The sequence below is a fragment of the Streptomyces sp. NPDC002324 genome (assembly GCF_053593335.1).
In genome coordinates, this window is record NZ_JBSFCF010000023.1 from 90,143 (window position 1) to 114,230 (window position 24,088).

General features: G+C 74.0%; 5 protein-coding genes. 2 read left to right on the forward strand and 3 right to left on the reverse strand.

The features are described from left to right. Window positions 1-85 precede the first annotated feature (85 nt). Window positions 86-19,063 (forward strand): amino acid adenylation domain-containing protein, encoded by an 18,978-nt coding sequence (locus ACWCRJ_RS27335; RefSeq protein WP_450941784.1) that lies wholly within the window; start codon window positions 86-88, stop codon window positions 19,061-19,063. 31 nt (window positions 19,064-19,094) lie between these two features. After that, window positions 19,095-19,304 (forward strand): MbtH family protein, encoded by a 210-nt coding sequence (locus ACWCRJ_RS27340; protein ID WP_450941785.1) that lies wholly within the window; start codon window positions 19,095-19,097, stop codon window positions 19,302-19,304. 63 nt (window positions 19,305-19,367) lie between these two features. Here the strand turns inward: ACWCRJ_RS27340 and ACWCRJ_RS27345 are convergent, their stop codons facing one another. The 3 genes from ACWCRJ_RS27345 to ACWCRJ_RS27355 are packed head-to-tail and all read right to left on the reverse strand — an operon-like array spanning window position 19,368 to window position 24,069. Then, on the reverse strand, window positions 19,368-20,435 hold the full coding sequence (locus tag ACWCRJ_RS27345) for an iron-siderophore ABC transporter substrate-binding protein (protein WP_450941786.1): 1,068 nt from the start codon (window positions 20,433-20,435) through the stop codon (window positions 19,368-19,370). After that, on the reverse strand, window positions 20,435-22,303 hold the full coding sequence (locus ACWCRJ_RS27350; RefSeq protein ID WP_450941787.1) for an ABC transporter ATP-binding protein: 1,869 nt from the start codon (window positions 22,301-22,303) through the stop codon (window positions 20,435-20,437). The genes ACWCRJ_RS27345 and ACWCRJ_RS27350 overlap by 1 nt, the downstream gene beginning before the upstream one ends. Beyond that, window positions 22,300-24,069 (reverse strand): ABC transporter transmembrane domain-containing protein, encoded by a 1,770-nt coding sequence (locus tag ACWCRJ_RS27355; RefSeq protein WP_450941788.1) that lies wholly within the window; start codon window positions 24,067-24,069, stop codon window positions 22,300-22,302. Before ACWCRJ_RS27355 ends, ACWCRJ_RS27350 begins: the two co-directional genes overlap by 4 nt. Window positions 24,070-24,088: the final 19 nt, after the last annotated feature.

A 24,088-nucleotide genomic window follows, 5' to 3' on the forward strand; every position in this document is an offset into this window, starting at 1 on the left:
CTCTGTGAATTAGGTAACCCTTACCTTAGTATGTCGGCGACCCGGCTCAGAACCGGGCCCCGACCTGGTGGGAAGGCTCACTGCTGTGTGCGGTACCGAGGAAGTCCTGGCCTATTGGCGGCGGCTGCTGACATCGCTGCCGCTCGAGATCTCACTGCCCGCCGATCGGCCTCACCCGCCACAGCCTCTGCTCGAACGCGACACGCGCGTGCTCGCGGATGTCCCGGACGCCCCCGACGCCGTACGTCTCGCCGCCTTCGTCGCCCTGCTGCACCGCTACACCGGGGCGACGGATCTGACCGTGGGCCACGACGGGCTCCCGCTGCGGGTGTCCGTCGACCACGAACCCTCCTTCGCCGAGTTGGTGCGGCGGGTGACGCAGGCGCACGAGGAGGCGCAGACCCACCGGGTGCCCGTGGGGCTCCTGGTCGAGGAGCTACGGCCCCGGCCCACACGCGGCGGCGGGCTGTTCTTCAACACGGCCTTCGCCACGGCCGCCCGGCCCGCCGCCGACCTGCCCGCCCCCGTCGACGTGCTGCTGGAGGTGGGCGAGAACTCGGCACGGGCCGCGTACCACCCCGGTGTCTTCGACGCCTCGACGATCGACCGCCTCCTCGGCCACTACCGCACGCTCCTCGCCGACGCGCTGGCCCGGCCGGAGGCCCCGGTCGCCCGGCTGGAGCTGATGAGCCCCGAGGAGTACCGCCAGGTCGTCCTCGACTGGAACGACACCGCGCACACGGTGCCGGCGGACACCTGGCCCGCGATGTTCGCCGAGCAGGTGCGGCAGCGGCCGGACGCCGTGGCGCTGGTCTTCGAGGACGAGGAACTCACCTACGCCGAGCTGGACTCGCGCGCCAACCGCCTGGCGCACGCGCTGCTCGCGCGGGGCGCCGGTCCGGAGCGGATCGTCGCCCTGGCCCTGCCGCGCTCCGCCGAGCTGATCGTGGCGGAGGTGGCCGTCCTGAAGTCGGGCGCCGCCTACCTCCCGATCGACCACGACTACCCGGCGGACCGCATCGCGTACATGCTGGGCGACGCGCGGCCCGTCTGCATGGTGACCACCGGGGAGACCGCACGGGACCTGCCCGGCCCGGCCGACGGCATGACCGTCCTGGAGCTGGACTCCCCCGCCGTCGCGGCCGAGTTGGCCGAGCGGCCCGCCCACGATCCCACCGAGGCGGACCGCTCGGGGCCGCTCACGGTCCTGAACGCCGCCTACGTGATCTACACCTCGGGTTCGACCGGCCGCCCCAAGGGCGTCGCCCTCGCGCACTCCGGTGTGGCGAAGCTGGTGGCCACGCAGAGCGAGCGGTTCGGCATCGGCCCGCACAGCCGGGTGCTGCAGTTCGCCTCGCCGAGCTTCGACGTCGCGTTCTGGGACCTGTGCCTCGGACTGCTGTCCGGCGGCCGGCTCGTCGTCGTCCCGGCGGAACTGCGGGTGCCCGGCGCCCCGCTCGCCGACTACGCGCACGCGCACGGCATCACCTTCATGATCCTGCCGCCCGCGCTGCTCGCCGCCCTGCCCGACGACGTCCACCTCCCGCCGACCGCCACCCTGCTGGCGGGCACCGAGCGCGTCTCGCCCGAGCTGGTGGGGCGGTTCGCGCGCGGACGGATGATGTTCAACGCGTACGGCCCGACCGAGGCCACCACCAACTCCACGCTCGGACTGTGCGATCCGGACATCCCGGCCGGGGCGATCGTCCCCATCGGCGTGCCCGACCCGGGGACCCGGGCGTACGTCCTGGACGCCTTCCTGCGGCCGGTGCCCGCCGGTGTCACGGGCGAGCTGTACCTCGGCGGCGCGGGTCTGGCCCGGGGCTATCTCGGGCGGCCGGACCTGACCGCCGAGCGGTTCGTCGCCGACCCGTTCGGGGAGCCCGGCGAGCGGCTCTACCGCACCGGTGACCTGGTCCGTTGGCGGGCCGACGGACGGCTGGAGTTCCTCGGGCGCGCCGACGCCCAGGTGAAGATCCGCGGGTTCCGGATCGAGCCGGGCGAGATCGAGTCGGTGTTGCGCGGCCACCCGGCCGTCGACCAGGTCACGGTGGTCGTCCGCGAGGACCGGCCCGGCGACCGCCGCCTGGCCGCCTATGTCGTCCCCGCCCTCGACGCGCCGCGCGACGCGGACCCGGACACCCGGGTCGAGGAGTGGAGGGAACTGCACGAACTCCTGTACGGGGCGGCCGGTTCCGAGGACGCGGGCGACGCGCGGGACGCGGCGCTGGCTGGCGATTTCGGCACGGACCCCGCCGGTTCCGGTCTGCGGGAGAACTACGCCGGCTGGAACAGCATGTACGACGGCACGCCGATCCCCGTCGAGGAGATGCGGGAGTGGCGGGCGGCGACCGTGGAGCGTATCCGCGGACTGGGCCCGGCCGGGCGGGTCCTGGAGATCGGCGTCGGCAGCGGTCTGATCCTGTCCCGGATCGCGCCCGACTGCGAGGCGTACTGGGGCACCGACCTCTCGGCGCGGGCCGTCGCGGCCCTGCGCGCCCAGGTCGGCACCGATCCGGAACTGGCCGCGAAGGTCGAGCTGCGGGCCCAGCCCGCCCACGACACCACCGGTCTTCCCACCGGGTACTTCGACACGGTCGTCATCAACTCCGTCGCCCAGTACTTCCCCGGCGGGGAATACCTCGTCGACGTGCTGCGCCAGGTGGCGGGCCTGCTGGCCCCCGGCGGCCGGATCTTCGTCGGTGACGTCCGCAACCTGCGGCTGCTGCGCACCCTGCGCGCGGCCGTGGAGACCCGGCGGGCGGCCGGCGCCGAGGGCGAGGACGAGGACAAGAGCGCGCTGCGGACGGCCGTCGAGCGGTCGGTGCGCTGGGAGGGCGAACTCCTCCTCGACCCGGACTTCTTCGCCGCTCTCGACGGCTTCGACGCGGAGATCCGGATCAAGCGGGCCACGCACCACAACGAACTGAGCCGGTACCGGTACGACGTCGTGCTGCGCTCCGGAACTCCGGCGGCGGCCCGGGAGCTGCCGGAGACCGACTGGGCGGCCGTCGGCGGACTCGCCGGACTCGGCGAGCTGCTGGCCGGGCGGCCGGACGGGATACGCGTCGTCGGTGTGCCCAACGCGCGCCTCGCGGACGACCTGGCGGACCTGCGGCGGCTGGACGGCAGCAGCGGGGAGGCGGCCTCGGGGGCCGACCCGGAGGACGTGCACGCGCTGGCGGCTGAGCACGGCTACCGGGCCGCGCTCACCTGGAACGGCAGTGCCGACGACGGCGCGTTCGACGCCGTGTTCGTCCTCGACGGGCCCTTCGGGCCGCTGTACCGGACGGCCGGCGCCCATCCGCACGCCAACCGGCCCGCGCCCTTCCGTGACGTCGCCGCCCTCATGCGGACCCTGCGCGGGCACGCCGCCGAGTGGCTGCCCGACTACATGGTCCCCTCGGCGTTCGTCCCGCTGCACGCCCTGCCGGTCACCCCCAGCGGCAAGATCGACGCGAGAGCCCTGCCGGCCCCGGACCACGCCGCCATGAGCGCCGGCCGCGCCCCGCGCACCCCTCGCGAGAAGCTGCTGTGCGCGCTCTACGCGGAAGTGCTCGGGCTGGACGCGGTGACGGCCGAGGACGACTTCCTCGCGCTCGGCGGTGACAGCATCAGCGCCATCCAACTCCTCATCCGCGCACGGGAGTCGGGCCTCAGGCTCACCACCCGTGACGTGTTCCGGCACCGCACGGTCGAGGCGCTGGCCGAGGCCGCCGTCGAGCGGGTCACCGAACACAGCGCCGACGCGCCGCTCGTGGTGGTCGACGACACCGAACTCGCCGAGATCCAGGGCACGCGCCCGCTGCCGGTCGAGGAGCTGCTGCCCCTCACCCCGCTCCAGCAGGGCTTCTTCTTCCACTCCCTGACCGGCGGCGCCGACGGGGACACCTATGTCGTCCAGCAGGTACTGGACCTCGCCGGGCCCGTCGACGGCACGGTGCTGCGCCGGGCCGCGCAGAGCCTGCTGGACCGGCACGCGCCGCTGCGGGCCGCGTTCCGGCAGCGCCCGGACGGCACCCCGGTGCAGATCATCACACGGAACGCGGAGCTGCCGTGGCGTGAGGTCGACCTGTCGGCGCAGGACGGCGAGGTCCGCGAGGCGCTCGGCGACGCGGTGGCCGCCGACGAGCGGGCCCGGGGCTTCGACCTGTCCGCGCCGCCTCTGGTGCGCTGCGCCCTGGTCCGCCTCGGCGAGGAGCGCAGCCGCCTCGTGCTGACCTTCCATCACATCGTCGCCGACGGCTGGTCGTTGCCGGTGCTCCACCGCGAACTGATGGCGTTCTACGGCACCGACGCGCCCGCCCTTCCAGAAGTCGCCCCCTACCGGGGCTTCCTCCGCCGCCTCGCCGCACAGGACCGCGACGCGGCCCGTGACGCCTGGCTCGACGCGCTCACCGGGCTGGAGGAGCCGACGCGGCTGGTCGGCACCCCGGCCGCCACGGCTCCCGTGCGACCGGAGCACGTCCGGGTGGAGCTGTCCGAGCGGACCACCGCGCGACTCGCCGAGCGGGCCCGGGAGCACGGGGTCACCCTCGGCACGGTCGTCCAGGGCGCCTGGGGTCTGTTGCTCGGCAGACTGACCGGCCGCGACGACGTCGTGTTCGGCACCACGGTCTCCGGACGCGACGGCGAGGTCGAGGGCATCGCCTCCATGGTGGGCCTGTTCATCAACACCCTGCCGACCCGCTTCCGTTGGACCCCTCGCGAATCCCTCGGAACGCTGCTCGTCCGGCTCCAGGAGGAGCAGGCCCGGCTGCTCGACCACCAGCACCTCGGTCTCGCCGAGATCCAGCGGCTCACCGGCCACGCGGGCTCCGGGGAACTCTTCGACACCCTGCTGGTGTTCGAGAACTACCCCGCCGAGACCGACCTCCGGGACGCCTCGGGCACCGTGCGCATCACCGGCGACGCCTTCCACGACGCCGTGCACTATCCCCTCGCCCTCGTCGTGAAGCCCGGCCGACGGCTCGACCTGCGGCTCAAGCACCACGCGGAGCGCCTCGACGGCGAAGCCGTGCGCGCGCTGGGCGACCGTCTGGCCCGTGTCCTGGAGGCCATCGCCGAGGCACCGGACCGCACGGCCGCCTCCGTCGAACTCCTCTCCCCCGACGAGGCCCTGCGCGCCCACCCCGCCGGCGAGGAGCGCCTCGTTGCGGAACACACCCTGGCCGAGGGCTTCGCGGCGCAGGTCGCCCGGACGCCCGACGCGACGGCGGTCGTCTTCGAGGGCGAGCGGCTGAGCTACGCCGAACTCGACGCCCGAGCCGAGGAGTTGGCCGTACGGCTGCGCGACCGGGGTGCCCGGCCGGGCACCTTCGTGGCGGTCGCCGTGCCGCGTTCGGCGGAGCTGATGGTGGCGCTGCTGGGCGTGCTGAAGTCGGGCGCCGCCTATCTGCCGGTGGACCTGGACTATCCGGCGGACCGGGTGGCCCACATGCTCACCGACTCGGGCGCCACGACCGTCATCACGCTGTCGGCCACGGCCGGCCGGCTGCCCGAGCGGGCTCCTGCCGCGCTGCTGCTCGACGCCCCCGACCACGAACCGCCCGCCGGGCAGCCTCCGGTTCACGCACGCCCCGACGACCCCGCCTACCTCATCTACACCTCCGGCTCGACCGGCCTGCCCAAGGGCGTGGTCGTCACCCACCGCGCCGTCGTGAACCGGCTTGCCTGGACGCAGGGCGAGTACGGGCTCGGTGCCGACGACCGGGTGCTGCAGAAGACGCCGTCCAGCTTCGACGTGTCCGTGTGGGAGTTCTTCTGGCCGCTCCTCGCGGGCGCGACCGTGGTGCTCGCCCGCCCGGACGGCCACCGCGACCCCGCCCACCTGGCCGGACTCGTCCGCGAACAGGCCGTCACGACCCTGCACTTCGTGCCGTCGATGCTGGAGGCTTTCCTCCGGCACGACGAGGTCACCTCCGACCCCGCCTGGTCCACGTCGCTGCGCCGCGTGCTGAGCAGCGGCGAGGCACTGCCGGTCGCCGCCGCGAGCCGCTGGCACGCGCTCACCGGCGTACCACTGCACAACCTGTACGGGCCGACCGAGGCGGCCGTGGACGTCACGTACCACCCGTACGTCCCCGACGAGGACCGGGACGCCGCGGTGCCCATCGGGCGCCCCGTGTGGAACACCGGACTGCGGGTCCTGGACACCTGTCTGCGGCCCGTCCCCGACGGTGTCCCCGGCGAGCTGTACCTGACCGGTGTCCAGCTGGCCCGCGGCTACCACGCCCGTCCGGCACTGACCGCCGAGCGGTTCACCGCCGACCCGTACGGACCGCCCGGCAGCCGGATGTACCGCACGGGTGACCTGGTCCGGCGGCGCGCGGACGGGGTGATCGAGTACCTGGGCCGCACGGACCGGCAGGTCAAGCTGCGCGGCAACCGGATCGAACTCGGCGAGATCGAGGCGGCCCTCGTCCGGCTGCCGCAGGTCGCGCAGGCCGCGGTGACGGTCCGGGAGGACGCGCTCGTCGCCTACGTCGTGCCCGCCGCAGGCAACGCCGCCGAGGTGGGCGACCTCCGTGCGGCCGTCACCGACGCGCTCCCCGCCCCCATGGTTCCGGGAGCCTGGGTGCTCCTCGACGCCCTGCCGCTCACCCCGAGCGGCAAGCTGGACCGGACCGCGCTGCCCGCTCCGCGGGCCGTACGCGGTACCGTCACCCGCGCTCCGGGCAACCCCCGGGAGCAGCTGCTCGTCGAGATCTTCGCGGCCGTGCTGAAGCTCGCCGAGGTCGGTGTCGACGACGACTTCTTCCTGCTGGGCGGCGACAGCATCAGCTCGATCGCCGTGTCCAGCCGGGCCCGTCGCGCGGGTCTGGTGATCGGCCCGCGCGAGGTGTTCGAGCACCGCACCCCGGCGGCGCTCGCGGCGACGGCCGCCCTCGACGAGACGGCCGCGGACGGCATCCCCGCGGCGTCCGTGTTCGCGCTGACCGAGGAGGAGCGGGAGCGCGTCGAGCGGCTCGCGCCGGGCCGGATCGAGGACGTGTGGCCCCTCGCCCCGCTCCAGGAGGGCCTGTTCTTCCACTCGAACTTCGACGACAGCTCCCTGGACGTCTACACGGTCCACGAGTCCTTCGACTTCGCCGAGCGCGTGGACGCCGAGCGGCTCTCGGCGGCCGTACGCACCCTGCTGGCCCGCAACCCCAGCCTGCGGGCCGGGTTCACCAGCGAAGGGCTGCGCCAGCCGGTGCAGTTCATCGTGCGGGACGCCGCCGTCCCGCTGACCGAGGTGGATCTCGCCGGGCTCCCGGCCGCCGAACAGGACCGCAGAATGCGGGAGTTGCTGGACGACTCACGCGCCCGCCGTTTCGACCTCACCAGCCCCCTTCTCTTCCGGATGCTGCTCGTACGGCTCGGCGAGGAGCGCGGCGACCGGCTGATCGTCGGCCGTCATCTGATCCTGTGGGACGGCTGGTCGGCCTGGCTGTTCCTGGACCAGCTGTTCGCGCTGTACGAGAGCGGCGGCGACCCGGCGGGCCTCGCCCGCCCCGGCTCCTACCGTGACTACCTGACCTGGCTGGAACGGCAGGACGACACCGAGGCCACCCGGGCGTGGCGGGCGGCCCTGTCCGGTTTCGAGGAGCCCACGCTGCTGGTGCCGGCCGCCGACGACCGGGGGCGGGAGCCGGTGATCCCGGAGCAGTTGGACGCGGTCCTGGACGTGACGGTCGCGGAGCGGCTGCGGGACACCGCACGCACCCACGGTCTGACCCTCAACACCGTGCTCAACGCGGCCTGGGGACTGGTCCTGGCCGGCGCCACGGGCCGTACCGACATCGCGTTCGGTACCACGGTCGCCGGGCGGCCCAGCGAGGTGCCGGACGTCGAGAACGTCATCGGCATGTTCCTCAACACCGTGCCCGCGCGCATCGCCTTCGACCCGCGTGAGCCGGTCCTCGGTCTGCTGCGCCGGATCCAGGGCGAACGGCTGGAGGTCATGCCGTACGAGCACCTGGGTCTGGGTGTGCTCCAGGCCGAGTCGGGTCACCGGCGGCTGTTCGACACGCTGTTCGTGCTGCGCAACGCCGACACCGACGAGCGGCTGGCCGAACTGCGCGCGCGGCACGGCGCGACGGCCGTGGCCAACGTGGACGCCACGCACTACCCGGCGAACCTGGTCGTCACGCCCGGCGACCGCGTCAGGGCCACCCTCGCCTACCGGCCCGACCTGCTGGACGGCGCCTACGCCCAGAGCCTGTTGGACCGATTCGTGCTGTTGGTCTGCCGTCTGGTGGCCGACCCGCACGCTCCCGTCGGCTCGCTGGACTCCCTGCTGCCCGCCGAGGCCGCCGCACTCGCCCACGAGGAGGCGGAGCAGCGGCAGCCCGTGCCGCACGAGACGGTGGCCGACATGCTGGCCGCGCAGGCCGCCCGGACCCCGGACGAGTCCGCCCTCGTCTTCGGCGCGCAGACCCTCACCTACGCCGAACTCGACGAGCGCTGCGACCGGATGGCCCGGCTGCTGCTCGCGCGCGGCGCCGGACCCGAGCGGGTGATCGCGCTCGGGCTGCCGCGCTCGATCGACATGGTGGTGGCGCTGTTCGCCGTGCTGCGGACGGGGTCGGCGTATCTGCCGCTGGAGCTGGACCACCCGGCCGACCGGCTGTCGCTGATGCTGGCGGACGCCCGGCCGCTGCTCCTGCTGTCCACGGCGGGCGTGTCGGCGACGCTGACGGGCGACACGCCCCGCGTACTGCTCGACGACCCGGCGGTGGCGGCCGAACTGGCGTCCTTCCCGGCCGGTCCGGTGTCGGTGTCCTTCAGCCTGGACCACCCGGCGTACGTGATCTACACCTCGGGGTCGACGGGCCGCCCGAAGGGTGTCGTCACGCCGTACCTCGGTCTGACGAACATGCAGCTCAACCACCAGAAGGAGATCTTCGCCCCGGCGATCGCGTCGGCGGGCGGACGGCGGCTGCGCATCGCGCACACGGTGTCGTTCGCGTTCGACATGTCCTGGGAGGAGCTGCTGTGGCTCGTCGAGGGACACGAGGTGCACGTCTGCGACGAGGAGCTGCGGCGGGACGCGACCGCGCTGGTGGCGTACTGCGAGGAACACCGCGTCGATGTCGTCAATGTGACCCCGACGTACGCCCATCTCCTGCTGGAGGAGGGCCTGCTGGAGGGGCACCGGCCGCCGCTGGTGCTGCTCGGCGGTGAGGCCGTCACCGAGACGGTGTGGAACACGCTGCGGGACACGGAGGGGACGTACGGCTACAACCTGTACGGCCCGACCGAGTACACGATCAACACGCTCGGCGGTGGCACCGAGGACAGCGCCACCCCGACCGTCGGCAAGCCCATCCGCGCCACACGGGCCCGCATCCTCGACACCTGGCTGCGGCCGGTGCCGGACGGTGTGGCCGGTGAGCTGTACATCGCGGGCGTCGGTCTGGCGCGCGGGTATCTCGACCGGCCCGGCCTCACCGCCGAGCGCTTCGTGGCCGACCCGTACGGGCGGCCGGGCGAGCGGATGTACCGCACCGGTGACCTCGTACGACGTCGCCCGGACGGCAATCTGGACTTCCTCGGCCGTACCGACGACCAGGTCAAGATCCGGGGCTACCGGGTGGAGCTGGGCGAGATCGAGACCGCGCTCGTCCAGCACCCCGAGGTGTCCCGGGCAGCCGTCGTCGCCCGCGACGACCTCAACGCCCCCGGCACCAAGCGGCTGGTCGGCTATGTCGTCCCGGCCGAACCCGACGCCGAGGCACGCGAGTCGGCCGAGCGGGAGCAGATCGGTGAGTGGCAGGAGATCTACTCCGCCGAGTACACCGAGATCGGCACCGCCCTCTTCACCGAGGACTTCGCGGGCTGGGACAGCTCCTACGACGGCTCCCCCATCCCCGTGGAGCACATGCGGGAGTGGCGTGAGGCCACCGTGGAGCGCATCCGCGAGCTGCGGCCCCGCCGCATCCTGGAGATCGGCGTCGGCTCGGGTCTGCTGCTGTCGAAGCTCGCGCCGGACGCCGAGGCGTACTGGGCGACCGACTTCGCCGCACCCGTGATCCGCAAGCTCACCGAGGGCATCAAGAGCGACCCCGTGCTGGCGGGCAAGGTGGAACTGCGCTGCCAGCCCGCCGAGGTGACCGAGGGTCTGCCCACCGGCTTCTTCGACACGGTCGTCATCAACTCCGTCGTCCAGTACTTCCCGAGCCTGGACCACCTCCACCAGGTGATCCGGGGCGCGCTTGACCTGCTCGCGCCCGGCGGTGCCCTGTTCCTCGGTGACGTCCGCGACCTGCGCCAGGCCCGGGTGTTCCAGGCCGGCATCCAGGCGGCCCGCGCCGACGCGCACACGGAGCCGGAGAGTCTGCGCCGGGCCGTGGAGCGGGGCCTCGCGCTGGAGAAGGAACTCCTCGTCGACCCGGACTGGTTCACCACCCTCGGCGTCGGCGTCGACCTGCGCACCAAGGCGGGCCGCCACCACAACGAGCTGACCCGCTACCGGTACGACGTGGTGCTGTACGAGGGAGACGCCGGGCTCTCGCTGGACGGGGTCCCGGCGGTCAGCTGGACCGGACGGGACGCGCTCCTCTCCCGGCTCGACGGCACGAGGCCGCTCCGGGTGCGGGGCGTCCCGGACCCCCGCACCGCCGGTGACCTCGCCGGACTGCGCGCCCTGGACAGCGGCCGGCCGACGGCCGTCGCGGCGACGGGCGTGGAACCGGAGGACCTGCGGGAGACCGCCGAGGCGCACGGCTACCGGCTGCTCACCACCTGGTCCACCGAACCGGGCTCCTACGAGGCCGTCTTCGTGCCCGGCAACCGGAACCCCGGCACCGACACCGCCCGCACGGCCGGCCTGTACCGGCCGCGCGCCGACCGTGGCGACGAGGCCCCCTACGCCAACACCCCGGCCGCCGGGCGCGGTCACACCGCGCTCGTCAGGCGGCTCCGCGACGACCTCGGACAGCGGCTGCCCGGCTACATGGTGCCCGCCGCCTTCGTGGTCCTGCCCGGACTGCCGATGAACGACAACGGCAAGCTCGACGTCCGCGCCCTGCCGGACGCAGAGCCCGCGGTCGCCCTGTCGGCCGGGCGTGGCCCGCGCACCCCCATCGAGGAGGTGCTGTGCCGCCTCTTCGCGGAGGTGCTGGGCCTGCCCCGCACGGGAGCGGAGGACAACTTCTTCGACCTGGGCGGTCATTCGCTGCTCGCGACCCGGCTGATCAGCCGCGCCCGCACCGAGCTGGGCGCCGAACTGGCCATCCGCGACCTGTTCGAGGCACCCACCCCGGAGACGCTGGCGCTGCGGGCGGCCACCGGGCAGCCGGCCCGGCCCGTCCTTGAGCCTGCCGCCGAACGACCCGCCCGTATACCGCTGTCGGCCGCCCAACGCCGGCTGTGGCTCGTGGAGCGGATCACCGGCGACGGTGTCGCGTACAACTTCCCGCTGGTGTTCCGGCTTCGCGGCGCCCTGGACCTCGACGCCCTGCGTGCCGCCCTGCGTGATGTGACGGATCGTCACGAGACGCTGCGGACACGGTTCGTGGACGCGGACGGGGAGCCGTACCAGTGGGTCGCGGCGCCCGGTGAGGCCGAGGCCGCGTTCCGGATCTCCGAAGGCACCGAGGCAGGGCTCGCGGGGTGGATCGAGGAGGCCCAGCGCCGCCCGTTCGACCTGGGCTCCGACCTCCCGGTGCGGGCCGAGGTGCTGCGGCTGGCCGACGACGACCACGTGGTGGCCGTCGTCCTGCACCACATCACCACCGACGAGTGGTCCGACCGTCCCTTCCTCGCCGACCTGCACCGCGCGTACGCGGCCCGCGCCGCGGGCGGGGCGCCCGAGTGGGCTCCGCTCCCGGTGCAGTACGCCGACTACACCCTCTGGCAGGAGCGGCTGCTCGCCGAGGTGGAGGAGGCACAACTCGCCTACTGGAAGGAGGCTTTGAGCGGGCTCCCGGAGGAGATCCCGCTGCCCCTGGACCGGCCGGGAGCGGCCCGCGCCACCGGGCGCGGGGCGGTCGTCCGCGCCACGCTCCCGGGCTCCACCGGGGACGCGCTGCGCGACCTCGCCGGCACCCACCAGGTCAGTATGTTCATGCTGTTCCAGGCCGCCACGGCGGCGCTGCTGCACCGGCTGGGCGCCGGGGACGACATCCCGCTCGGCGCGCCCATCGCGGGACGCACCGACAGCGCGGTGGACGATCTGGTCGGCTTCTTCGTCAACACGCTGGTGCTGCGCACCGATCTGTCCGGCACCCCCTCCTTCGAGGGGCTCCTCGGCCGGGTGCGGGAGGCGGCCCTGGCCGCGTTCGAGCACCAGGACGTCCCGTTCGACCGGGTCGTCGAGGCCGTCAACCCGGTCCGGACCGCCGACCGCAACCCGCTCTTCCAGGTCATGCTCGGCTACCACCACCGGCCCGACGGCGACCCGGACCTGTTCGGGCTGCCCACCGAGTGGTTCGACATGGACAACGGCATGGCGAAGTTCGACCTGGACTTCACCTTCGTCGACCACGGTCCCGGCCAGGACATGGCCCTGCTGCTGGAGTACGCCGCCGACCTCACCGACGAGGAGAGCGCCGCCGGGCTCGCCGAGCGGCTGCTGCGGCTGCTGGAGCGGGTCGTCGCGGAGCCCTCCCGGCCGCTGCGCTCCCTCGACGTCCTCACCGATGCGGAGGAGACGGCCCTCGCGGCCGTCTGGAACGACACCGCCCGGCCCCTGGAGACCCGGTCCGTCCCGGAGATCCTCGACGACGTCGTCCGCTCCCGGCCCGACGCCCCCGCCCTCGTCACGGGGGCCTCCCGGCTCACCTTCCGGGAGCTGGGCGAGCGGGTGGACGCGGTCGCCCGGCTGCTGCTGCGCCGGGGCGCCGCCGCCGAGCGCGTGGTGGGGCTCGCCCTGCCCCGGCACCTGATGGTCCCGTCGCTCCTCGGCGTCCTGAAGTCAGGTGCCGCCTATCTGCCGCTCGACCCAGAATATCCCGCCGACCGGCTGGAGTTCATGCTCCGCGACGCGGCCCCGCTGTGCGTGCTCACCACGGCGGAGCTGGCGGCGAGGCTGCCGCAGGGGTGCCCGGTCGTCCTGATCGACGACCGGCTCGCGGACATGGAGGAGGCGCCGACGGCCCTGCCGCCCGCCTCCGCCGGCTCCGCCTATCTCATCTTCACCTCCGGGTCCACCGGTGCTCCCAAGGGCGTCGTCGGCACCCACCGCGGCCTGAGCAACTTCTTCGCCGCCCACCGCGACGACCTGATCCGGCCCGCCGAGCGGTCCCTCGGCCGGGACCGGCTGCGGGCCGTGCACGCGGCCTCGTTCAGCTTCGACGGTTCCTGGGAGCCGCTGATCTGGCTGCTCGCCGGCCACGAACTGCACGTCACCGACGAGGCCGTGATGGCCGACCCGGCCGCGCTGCTCGCGTACCTGGGCCGGGAGGACATCGACTTCCTCGACGTCACCCCGACCTACCTGCGCGAGCTGATCCACCACGGTTTCCTGGAGCCCGGCGCCCACCTCCCCGGTGTGATCGCCGTGGGCGGCGAGGCGACCCCGGCCCCGCTCTGGGAGCGCCTGTGCGCCCTGCCCGGCACCCAGGTCCACGACCTGTACGGGCCCACCGAGAGCGCGGTCGACGCCTACGGCTGGCACGGCGACGCCACCGGCCGCTGGGCCGCGCCCCTGGACAACATCCGCGCCCACGTCCTGGACGAGCTGCTGCGGCCCGTCCCCGTGGGTGTCACCGGTGAGCTGTACCTCGCCGGCGAGGGCCTCGCGCGGGGTTACCTCAACCGTCCGGGGCTGACCGCCGAGCGGTTCACGGCGGACCCGTTCGGCGCGCCCGGCACGCGGATGTACCGCACGGGCGACCTCGTACGACGCCGGCGCGACGGCTCCCTGGAGTTCCAGGGCCGCGCCGACGGACAGGTCAAGCTGCGCGGTTTCCGTATCGAACTCGGCGAGATCGAGGCGCTGCTCGCCGACCACCCCGACGTGGCCACGGCCGCCGTCGTCGTCCGCGAGGACACCCCGGGCGTGCGCAGGCTCGTCGCCTACGTCCTCCCGGCCGCCGGGCGCGTCCCGGACCCGGCGGAGCTGCGCGGCCACACGGCCGGCGCCCTGCCCGCGCACATGGTGCCGTCCGCCTTCGTCACGGTGGCGGCCCTGCCGCGCACGGTCGCGGGCAAGCTCGACGAGAAGGCGCTCCCCGCGCCCGACCTCGCCGCGCCCACCTCCGGCCGGGGGCCCCGCACCCCGCGCGAGGACCTGCTGTGCGAGGCGTTCGCCGCCGTTCTGGACGTGCCCGAGGTGGGCGTCGACGACGACTTCTTCGCGCTCGGCGGCCACTCGCTGCTCGCGATGCGCCTGACCGCGCGCGTCCGGACGGCGCTCGGCGCCGAGGTGTCGCTGCGCACGGTCTTCGACGCGCCGACTCCGGCCCGGCTCGCCCGGCACCTCGCCGACACCGCCGACGGCACGGGCACGACCCGTCCGGCCCTGACGGTCCGGCCGCGTCCCGAGCGGCTGCCGTTGTCCTCCGCCCAGCAGCGCCTGTGGGTGCTGTACCAGGTGGAGGGCCCCAGCGCGACGTACAACATCCCCTCGGCCTGGCGGCTGACGGGCGCGCTGGACGTGGCGGCGCTGCGGGCCGCCGTGCACGACGTGGTCGTCCGGCACGAGACGCTGCGCACGGTCTTCCCCGACGACGAGGGCCGGGCCCACCAGCTGGTGCTGACGCCCGAGCAGGTCCGCGTCCCGTTCGAGGTCGTCGACACCGACGACGCGCTGCTGCCGGAACTGCTCGCGGAGGCCGGCGCCTACGGCTTCGCCCTGGACCGTGAACTCCCCTTGCGGGTCCAGGTGTTCCGTACCGGCGACGAGGACTGGACCGTCCTGCTGCTCCTGCACCACATCGCCGGGGACGAGTGGTCGGAGGGCCCGCTCCACCGGGACCTCGCGCTCGCCTACGCCGCCCGTACGGCCGGACACGCCCCCGCGTGGGAGCCGCTGCCCGTGCAGTACGCCGACTACACGCTGTGGCAGCGGGAGGTCCTGGGCGACGAGAACGACGGGGACAGTCTCGCCGCCCGCCAACTCGCGTACTGGAAGCAGGCGTTGGCCGGACTGCCCGAGGAGCTGGCGCTGCCCGTGGACCGGGCCCGCCCGCTGGAGGCGACCTACCGCGGCGGCTCCGCCGACCTGTCGCTGGACGCCGAACTCGCCGCCGCCCTGCACGCGTTGGCCCGCGACAACGGGGTCAGCGTGTTCATGGTGCTGCAGGCGGCCGTGGCCACCCTGCTGTCGCGGCTCGGGGCGGGGCACGACATCCCGATCGGCAGTCCGATCTCCGGGCGCACCGACGCCGGGCTGGACGACCTGGTCGGGTTCTTCCTCAACACGCTGGTGCTGCGCACCGACACCTCCGGCGATCCGACGTTCCGGGAGCTGCTCGGCCGGGTCAGGGAGGCCGACCTGGCGGCGTTCGACCACCAGGACGTGCCCTTCGAGCGGCTGGTGGAGGTGGTCAACCCGGCCCGGTCGCTCGCCCGTCACCCGCTGTTCCAGGTGATGGTCGTGTACCTGGCGTCGGGCGGCGACGACACCGGACTGCCCGGGCTGGACACTCGCCGGGACGACGTGGCGCAGACGACCGCCAAGTTCGACCTGTCCTTCGACTTCGTCGAACGCGGCGACGGCACCGGGGTGGACGGCGTGCTGGAGTACAGCGCCGACCTGTTCGACCACGACACCGCCCAGTCGTTCGCGGACCGGCTGCTGCGCGTCCTGCGGGCCGTGACCGCCGACCCGGACACGGCACTCGCGAGGGTCGACATCCTCGGCGCGGACGAGCGGGCCCGCCTGGTCGGCGGCTGGCACAGCAGGCCCGCGGCCGGCGCGCCGACCACGGTGCCCGCCCTGTTCGAGGAGCGGGCGCGCCTCCACGGTGACCTGCCCGCCGCCGCGTCCGACGGGGTGGAGCTGACGTTCGCCGAACTCAACGCGGACGCCAACCGGCTGGCCCGGCTGCTGGTGGAGGCGGGCGCCGGCCCCGAGCGGTTCGTGGCGCTCGCGCTGCCCCGCACCGCGCACTTCCTCACGGCCGTCCTCGCGGTCCACAAGGCGGGCGCCGGCTATCTGCCGCTCGACCCGGACGCCCCGGTCGAGCGCACCGCGGACGTCCTCGCCGACGCCGGACCGGTGCTCACCCTGACCACCCGCGCCCTGGCGGCCACGCTGCCGCCCGGCACGGCGTCCCTGCTGCTGGACGACCCCGGCACCCGGGACCGCCTCGCGGCCCAGGACCCCGCCGACCTCACCGACGCCGACCGCAGCGCCCCGCTGACGCCCCGGCACCCGGCGTACGTCATCTACACCTCGGGCTCCACCGGCCGGCCCAAGGGCGTCGTGATCACCCACGAGACCCTCGGCACCCTGTTCCACAGCCACCGCGAGACGCTCTACGCGCCCGCGATCGAGGCGGCCGGACGGCGGCATCTGCGGGTCGGGCACGCCTGGTCGTTCTTCTTCGACGCCTCCTGGCAGCCGCAGTTGTGGCTGCTGGACGGGCACTGCGTCCATGTGCTGTCCGAAGAGGTTCGCCGCGATCCCGAACTGGTCACCGAGGCCGTGCTCCGGCACCGCTTCGACTTCCTGGAGGTCACGCCGTCGTTCTTCACGCAGATGGCCGACAGCGGTCTGCTGCGGGGCGGCGACTGCCCGCTCGCGGTCGTCGGCGTGGGCGGCGAGGCCGTCCCCGTCGCCCTGTGGAAGCGCCTGTCCGAGCTGCCCGGCACCGAGGCGTTCAACCTGTACGGGCCGACCGAGTCGACCGTGGACGCCCTCGTGGGACGCGTCCGCGACAGCGAACGCCCGCTCGTGGGACGGCCGGTGGCCGGCACCCGGGCCTACGTCCTCGACGACCGTCTGCAGCCGCTGCCGCCCGGTGTTCCCGGCGAGCTGTACCTCGCTGGCGGCGGTCTCGCCCGCGGCTACCTGGGCGGCCCCGCCCTGACGGCCGAGCGGTTCGTCGCCGACCCGTTCGGTCCCGCCGGATCACGGCTGTACCGCACGGGCGACCTGGCCCGCTGGACCGCCGACGGCCGGATCGACTACCTGGGCCGCGCCGACGACCAGGTCAAGATCCGCGGGTTCCGCATCGAGCCCGCCGAGATCGAGGCGGCCCTCACCTCCCACCCGGAGGTCGGGCAGGCCCTGGTGACCGTCCACCAGGACGGCCCGCGCAAGCTGCTCGTGGCGTACGTCGTACCGGCCCCGGACACCGCGCCCGACCCGGCGCGGCTGCGCGCCCACGTCGGCGGCCGGCTCCCGGACCACATGGTCCCGGCGGCCGTCGTCGCCCTGGAGCGGTTCCCTCAGCTGGCCAACGGCAAGCTGGACCGGTCCGCCCTGCCCGCGCCCGACTTCTCCGCCCTGTCCTCCGGACGGGCCCCCGCGACCCCCGTGGAGGAGCTGCTGTGCACGGTCGTCGCGGAGGTGCTGGGGCTCGAACAGGTCGGTGTGGACGACGACTTCTTCGCCCTGGGCGGTGACAGCATCGTCGCCATGCAGCTCGTGGGGCGGGCCCGCGCGGCCGGTCTGCGGATCAGCCCGAGGCTGGTGTTCCGGCACCGCACGGTGGCCGCGCTCTGCACCGTCGCGGAGACGGCCGACGTCGGCGCGCCGCGCCCGGCGGACGACGGCACCGGCAACGTGCCGCTCACCCCGGTCATGCACTGGCTGCGCGAACTGGGCGGCCCCTTCGCCACCTACCATCAGGCGGCCCTGGTCCGCACCCCGGCGGAGCTGGACCTGCCCGGTCTGACGACCGTGCTCCAGGCGCTCGCCGACCGCCACGACCTGCTCCGCGCCACCCTGGTCCGGCCCTCCCGCGAGGACACCGAGAACTGGTCGCTGCACGTGCCGCCCGTCGGCGCGGTCGACGCGGCCGGCTGGATCGACCGGGTCGACGTGTCAGGTCTGGACGCCACCGCGCTGGGCGAGACCGTACGGCGGCACACCACCGCGGCGCGGGCGTCGCTCGACCCGGACGCCGGGACCATGGTCAGGGCCGTGTGGTTCGACGCGGGCGACGCGCCCGGCCGGCTGCTGCTGATGGGCCACCACCTCGTCGTGGACGGGGTGTCCTGGCGGGTGCTGCTGCCCGACCTCGAAGCGGCCTGGCGGGACGTCTCGGCCGGCCGGCCCGTCGGCCTGCTCCCCGTCGAGACGTCGTTCGCCCGCTGGTCCCGGCTGCTCACGGATCTCGCCCAGGCACCGGAGCGGGAGGCCGAACTGCCCGTGTGGGAGGCGATCCTCGACGGCGGCGCGGAGTCGCTGCCGCTCACCCGGGAGCGCGATCCCGACCGCGACACCACCGCCACCCAGCGCGAGGTCGTGCTCCGGCTGCCCGCCGAGCACACCGGACCGCTGCTGTCGGCCGTACCCGCCGCGTTCGGCGCCGCCGTCGACGACGTGCTGCTCGCCGGACTCGCCCTCGCCTTCGCCGACCTGCGGCGGCGCGACGGCGGCACGGGCACCTCGGTGCTGGTCGACCTCGAAGGCCACGGCCGCGAGGAGGAGCTGGGCGGCGACGGGATCGATCTCTCCCGTACGGTCGGCTGGTTCACCGGCGTCCACCCGGTCCGCCTCGACGCGGGCCCGGCCGACCCCGCCGACGCCTTCGCCGGCGGTCCGGCCGCCGAGGAGGCCGTCCGACGGGTGCGCGAGCATCTGGCGGCGCTGCCCGCGAACGGCGTCGGGTACGGGCTGCTGCGGCACCTCAACCCCCGTACCCGCGAGGTGCTGGCGGCCTACGAGCCGCCGCGCGTGGAGTTCAACTACCTGGGCCGGTTCGGCATCCCGGAGGAGACGGACTGGTCGTACGCGCCGGAGGAGGACGCGGCGGACATCGGGTCGGAGGACTCGATGCGGGAGGGTCACGCGCTGGAGATCAACGTGGTGACCGAGGACCGGGCGGACGGGCCGGTGCTGGCCGCGCACTGGTCGTACCTGGAAGGACTGCTGCCGCGCGACATGGTCCAGGATCTCGCCGAGACCTGGTTCCGGGCCCTGAAGGGGCTCGTCGCGTGGGCGGAGCGGAACCCGAAGTGAGAAAGCACGCGAAGCGAGAAAGAGGAATGCGATGAGCAACCCGTTCGAGGACCCCGAGGGCACGTACCTGGTGCTGGTCAACGACGAGAACCAGCACAGCCTGTGGCCGGACTTCGTGGAGGTGCCGGCCGGCTGGCGGGCGGTGCACGGACCCGACTCGCGCCAGTCCTGCCTGGACCACGTCGAGACCCACTGGACCGACATGCGGCCCCGGAGCCTGGCCGAGTCGATGGACGGCTGACAGAGGGACACGAGGAGGGGGGCCGGTCGGTGACCGGCCCCCCTCCTCGTACCTTCTGCCGTGTCAGGACGCGGGCTGCTCCACCTCGGTGTCCGTCTTGCCGTCGACGGCCGCCGCCAGCTGCGGGGCCAGCCGCTCGACGACGTACGGCAGGCTGAGGACGGAGACGAAGGACGTGGCGTTGCCGTAGTCGCTGGTCTCGTTCACGAAGACCTCGCGGCCCTCCTTCACGACCCCCAGGTCCTTGTACGAGGCGTCCTTGTGCAGCTTCGCGGCGTCCTTGGCCGGGTCGCCGACGATCCACACGATGGCGTCCTGGTCCAGCAGGTCGGTGCGCTCCTTGCTGATGTTCGCCCCGAACCGGTCGCCGATCGCCTTGTCCAGGTCCGTCGGCAGGGAGAAGCCGAGGCCGGTCAGGAGCCGCGAGCGGGCGTCCTGGCTGCCGAAGACGAACATGCCCTCGTACGGGGTGGCCATGACGGCCGTCGCGCCCTTGAACGCCGGGAACTTGTCGGCGGCGGCCTTGATCTTCGCCTCGGTGTCGGCGACCGCCTCGGTGGCGTCCTTTTCCTTGCCGAGCGCCTTGCCGATCGTCTCGGTCTGCTCCTGCCACGGCACGCCGTAGTCGTTGTACGCCTTCGGCTGGGCGACCACGGGCGCGAACTTGGACAGCGACTCGTACTGCTCCTTGGTGAGTCCGCCGTACACCGCGAGGATCAGGTCGGGCTTGAGGGCGGCGATCTTCTCCACCTGCGGGCCGGTGCCCGTGTCCTTGAGGACGGTCGGGGTCTTCGCGGAGCCGAGCTTGTCCTCGGCCCAGGGGCCGATGGCGCCCTTGTAGCCGCCGAGCCACTCGGTGGTGCCGACGGGGACCTTGCCGAGGGCGAGGACCGCGTCCTGGTCGGTGAGGCCGACGGTGACGATCCGCTCGGGCTCGGCCTTGATGGTCGTACTGCCGTACTTGTGGTCGATGGAGACCGGAAAGGCGGACCCGTCGGAGGACGTGCTCGCCTCCGCGCCGGCGCCCGAGGTGTCGGAGTCCGAATCGCCGCCACCGCACGCGGTGGCGAGGAGCAGGGTGGCGGAGGCGAGCACGACGGCGAGCCGTGGCGCTCTGCGGGAGCGGAACATCAGAGGTCCTTCGGTTCGGGGTTCTGCGGAGCGGTACGTGTGGGGGTCTCGGGGGCCGGCCGAGGGCCGGTGTCGCGGGCGTCGGACCAGGCCGACCAGAGGGCGGCGTAGGGGCCCCGCGCGGCGTGGAGTTCGTCGTGGGTGCCGCTCTCGACCACCCGGCCGGCCTCCATGACGACGACGCGGTCGGCGGTGGCGGCCTGGCTGAGGCGGTGGGCGACGATCAGCGCGGTCCGGCCGTCCACCGCGCGGGCGACCGCCTTCTCCAGCGTGCGCGCGCCGGCGCTGCCGGCCTCGGCGGTGGCCTCGTCGAGGATCACCAGGGGCGGGTCGGCGAGGATCAGCCGGGCCAGGGCGAGGGCCTGGGTCCGTTCGCCGCTGAGCCGGTGGCCCCCGTCGCCGACGACCGTGGCGAGCCCGTCGGGCAGGGCCTCGGCCCAGGCGAGGGCGTCGACGCGGTCGAGGGCGGCGCGCAGTTCGTCGTCGCCGGCGTCGGGCTTGGCGAGCCGCAGGTCGTCGGCGAGGGGGCCCGCGAAGACATGTGTCTCCTGGGTGATCAGGGCGATCGTGCGGGAGGCGGCGGAGCCGAGCTCGGTGGGTGGGACGCCGCCGACCAGGACGCTGCCGGTGGTGGGGGGCTGGATGCCCGCGACGAGCTTGGCCAGGGTGGTCTTGCCCGCGCCGCTGGCGCCGACGAGGGCCACGCGTTCGCCGTGCCGGATGGTCAGGTCGATGTCGTGCAGGACGGGATGGCCGGGCCGGTAGGCGTGACCGAGACCCCGGACGGTGACGTCGGCGCCGCCGGTCCGCACGGTGTGCGCCGGCGCCGGGGGCACGGGCTCGTCGGTGACGCCGACGAGCCGGGCGAGGCCGGCCGTGGCCGACTGGGCGTCGTCGAGGAGAGCCAGGGCCGCGTTGACGGGACCGAAGAGGTTGTGGAAGTACAGGGCTGCGGCGGTCGCCGTACCGATGCTGGCCGAGCCGTCGCGGACCAGCCAGTATCCGGTCACCAGGACGGCGGCGAGACCGATGTACTCGGCGATGTGCAGCCGGCTGTAGAAGCCGAGGACGAGCCGTACGCCCCGCATCGTCAGTGCCACCACGGACCGGGAGCGTTCGGTGACCCGCTCGGTGTGCTCGCGGCCGAGCCGGAACGCCCGCACGGTGGAGCTGCCGCCGATGGTGTCCAGCATCTGCTGCTGCTGGGCGCCGGCGGCCACCCGCTGCTCGGCGTAGAGCGGGATGGCGCGGCTGACGTACCAGCGTGCGGTGGCCGCCTGTACGGGGACCGCGAGCAGCGCGGCCAGCAGGAACCGCCAGTCGAGCAGGGCCATGGCGCCGAGGGTGAGGACGATGGTGAGCAGGGAACTGCCCAGCGCGGGCAGCGCGTTGCGGACGGCGTCGGCGATGAGGGAGACGTCGGCGGTGACCCGGGCGGTCAGGTCGCCGGCGCCGGCTTTCTCGACGCGCTCCAGCGGGAGGGCGAGGGCCCGTTCGACGAAGCGTTCGCGCAGCCGGGCCAGGGTCGTCTCGCCCAGCCGGGCGATCTGCGACAGCCCGAATCCGGCGGTGACGCCCTGGACCACGGCGACGGACACCAGGAGGACGGCCGTGACGGTGATGGCGTCGGCGGACCCACGGTCGGCGGCCAGGTCGACGATCCGCCCCAGCAGGGGCTGGACCAGCAGGCCGACGGCGGTGGAGGCGACCATGACGGTGAAGGCGGACAACGCCAGTCGCCGCTGCGGGCGCAGCAGTTCGGCGACGGCGGCGCGGGTGCGGGCGGGTGTGGCGACGGGCAGCAGTTCGGGTCCGGTGCGGTCGTCGTCGCGGGGAGCGGCTTCGACGGCGTCGGATGGCTCGGTCATGTGAGTACCGCCGTACGGTAGTCGGCGCACTCGTGGACGAGGCGCTCGTGGTCGCCGGTCGCGGTGACCCGGCCGTCGCGAAGGAGGACCGCGCGGTCGGTGACGGCGAGCAGGGCCGGGCTGTTGGTCACCAGGAGCGTGGTGCGTGCGCCGCGGACGTCCCTGATCCCGGCGGCGATCCGGGACTCGGTGACGGCGTCGACGGCGGTCGCGGGCTCGTGCACGACGAGGACGGGCGCGTCGGCGGCCAGGGCGCGGGCCAGGGCGACGCGCTGACGCTGGCCACCGGAGAGCGAACGGCCGCGTGCGGTGACGGGCGTGTCCACGCCGTGGGGCAGCGCGCGGGCGACCTCGTCGGTGCCGGAGGCCACCATCACGGCGGTGATGCCGGGTGGGACGGCGCAGGCGCGCGCCGATGGATTCGTCGCCGGTAGGGCCGGTGCGGGGGCGCCGACCGCCGCCGTGACGTTGTCGAGGACCGTCCCCTCGAACAGGTCCGCGTCGTGCTCGGCGACGAGGATCGCCGCGCGTACGCCGGCCAGGCCCAGCGCGGTCAGTGCCGTGCCGTCGAGTTCCACGGCGCCCTCGTCGGGGTCGGCGCGGCGGCCGAGGACGCGGAGCAGGGCGGCGGCGTCGGCGGGGTCGGTGGTGGCGATGCCGACAATCTCGCCGGGGGCGATGTCGAGGTCGAGGCCGCGCAGGGTGCCGTACGTGAGGGCGCGCAGCGTCAGCCGTCCCTCGACGCCGTCCGCGGGGAGGCCGTCGGCGGAGGGGGCGTCGGCGGAGGGGGCGTCGGACACGTCACCGGGGGCGTCGAGCACCTCGGCGATCCGGGCGGCGGAGGCGCGGCCCTGGGCCAGTTCGGCGTTGACCCAGGCGAACTCGCCGAGCGGGCCGACGAGGAACAGGGCGAGCCCGACGGAGGAGACGAGTTCGCCGAGGCCGATGTCACCGCGGGCGGCGAGGCGTCCGCCGACGAGGGCGACCAGGGCGATGAAGGCGCCGGTGAGGACGGTGACGACGCCGTTCTGCCAGGCCTCGGCGCGGGCGGCGCGCAGGGTCGCGGCGAGGGAGTCCTGGCTGACGCGCCGGTAGCGGGAGACAGCCGCCCGCTCGGCGCCGATGCCCTTGAGGACGCGCAGCCCGGCCACCAGGTCGGCGGCGACGCCGGATGCCTGCGCGGCACGTTCCTGTTCGGTCTCGCTGCGCCGTTCCAGGGGCTTGCTCAGCAGGTGTCCCAGCCACAGCAGCAGCGGGGTGCCGAGGAGGACGAGCAGGCCCAGGGCGAGGGAGACCCGCAGCAGCGCGACCGCGCCGACCACGAGACCCGCGGTGGCCGCGAAGGCGACAATGAGGGCCATGGCGACGGCACCGACCCGTTTGGCGTCCTCGGTGGCGATGTTCGTCAGCTCGCCCGGCAGCCGCCCCTCCTCCGCGCCGCCCTCGGGAGCGAGGACGCGGCCGACGAGTTCGGCCCTGAGGTGGTGGGCGGCCGTGACGGCGGCGCGCTCGCCCGCCCTCGCGCTGAAGCGGAAGCTGAAGGAGAGTCCGACGTACACGACGGCCAGGACGACGAGCCACAGCAGCAGTCCGGGGACGTCGCCGTCCACGACTCCGCGTTCGATGGCCAGTCCGATGAGCACCGGCACCAGGGCCTCGCCCGTCTGGTGGCCCATTCCGAGGACCGCGCCCACCAGGACATCCCGACGCTGTCCGCCGACCGCGCGCCACAGGACGTTCCGTCCCGGCGGGTCCGCCTTTCTCACGTGTCCCTCCGGACCGGTT

Coding starts and splice junctions, on each gene's coding strand:
- ACWCRJ_RS27345 (WP_450941786.1), bottom strand. CDS start 20,435: ATGTTCCGCTCCCGCAGAGCGCCACGGCTCGCCGTCGTGCTCGCCTCC.
- ACWCRJ_RS27350 (WP_450941787.1), bottom strand. CDS start 22,303: ATGACCGAGCCATCCGACGCCGTCGAAGCCGCTCCCCGCGACGACGAC.
- ACWCRJ_RS27340 (WP_450941785.1), top strand. CDS start 19,095: ATGAGCAACCCGTTCGAGGACCCCGAGGGCACGTACCTGGTGCTGGTC.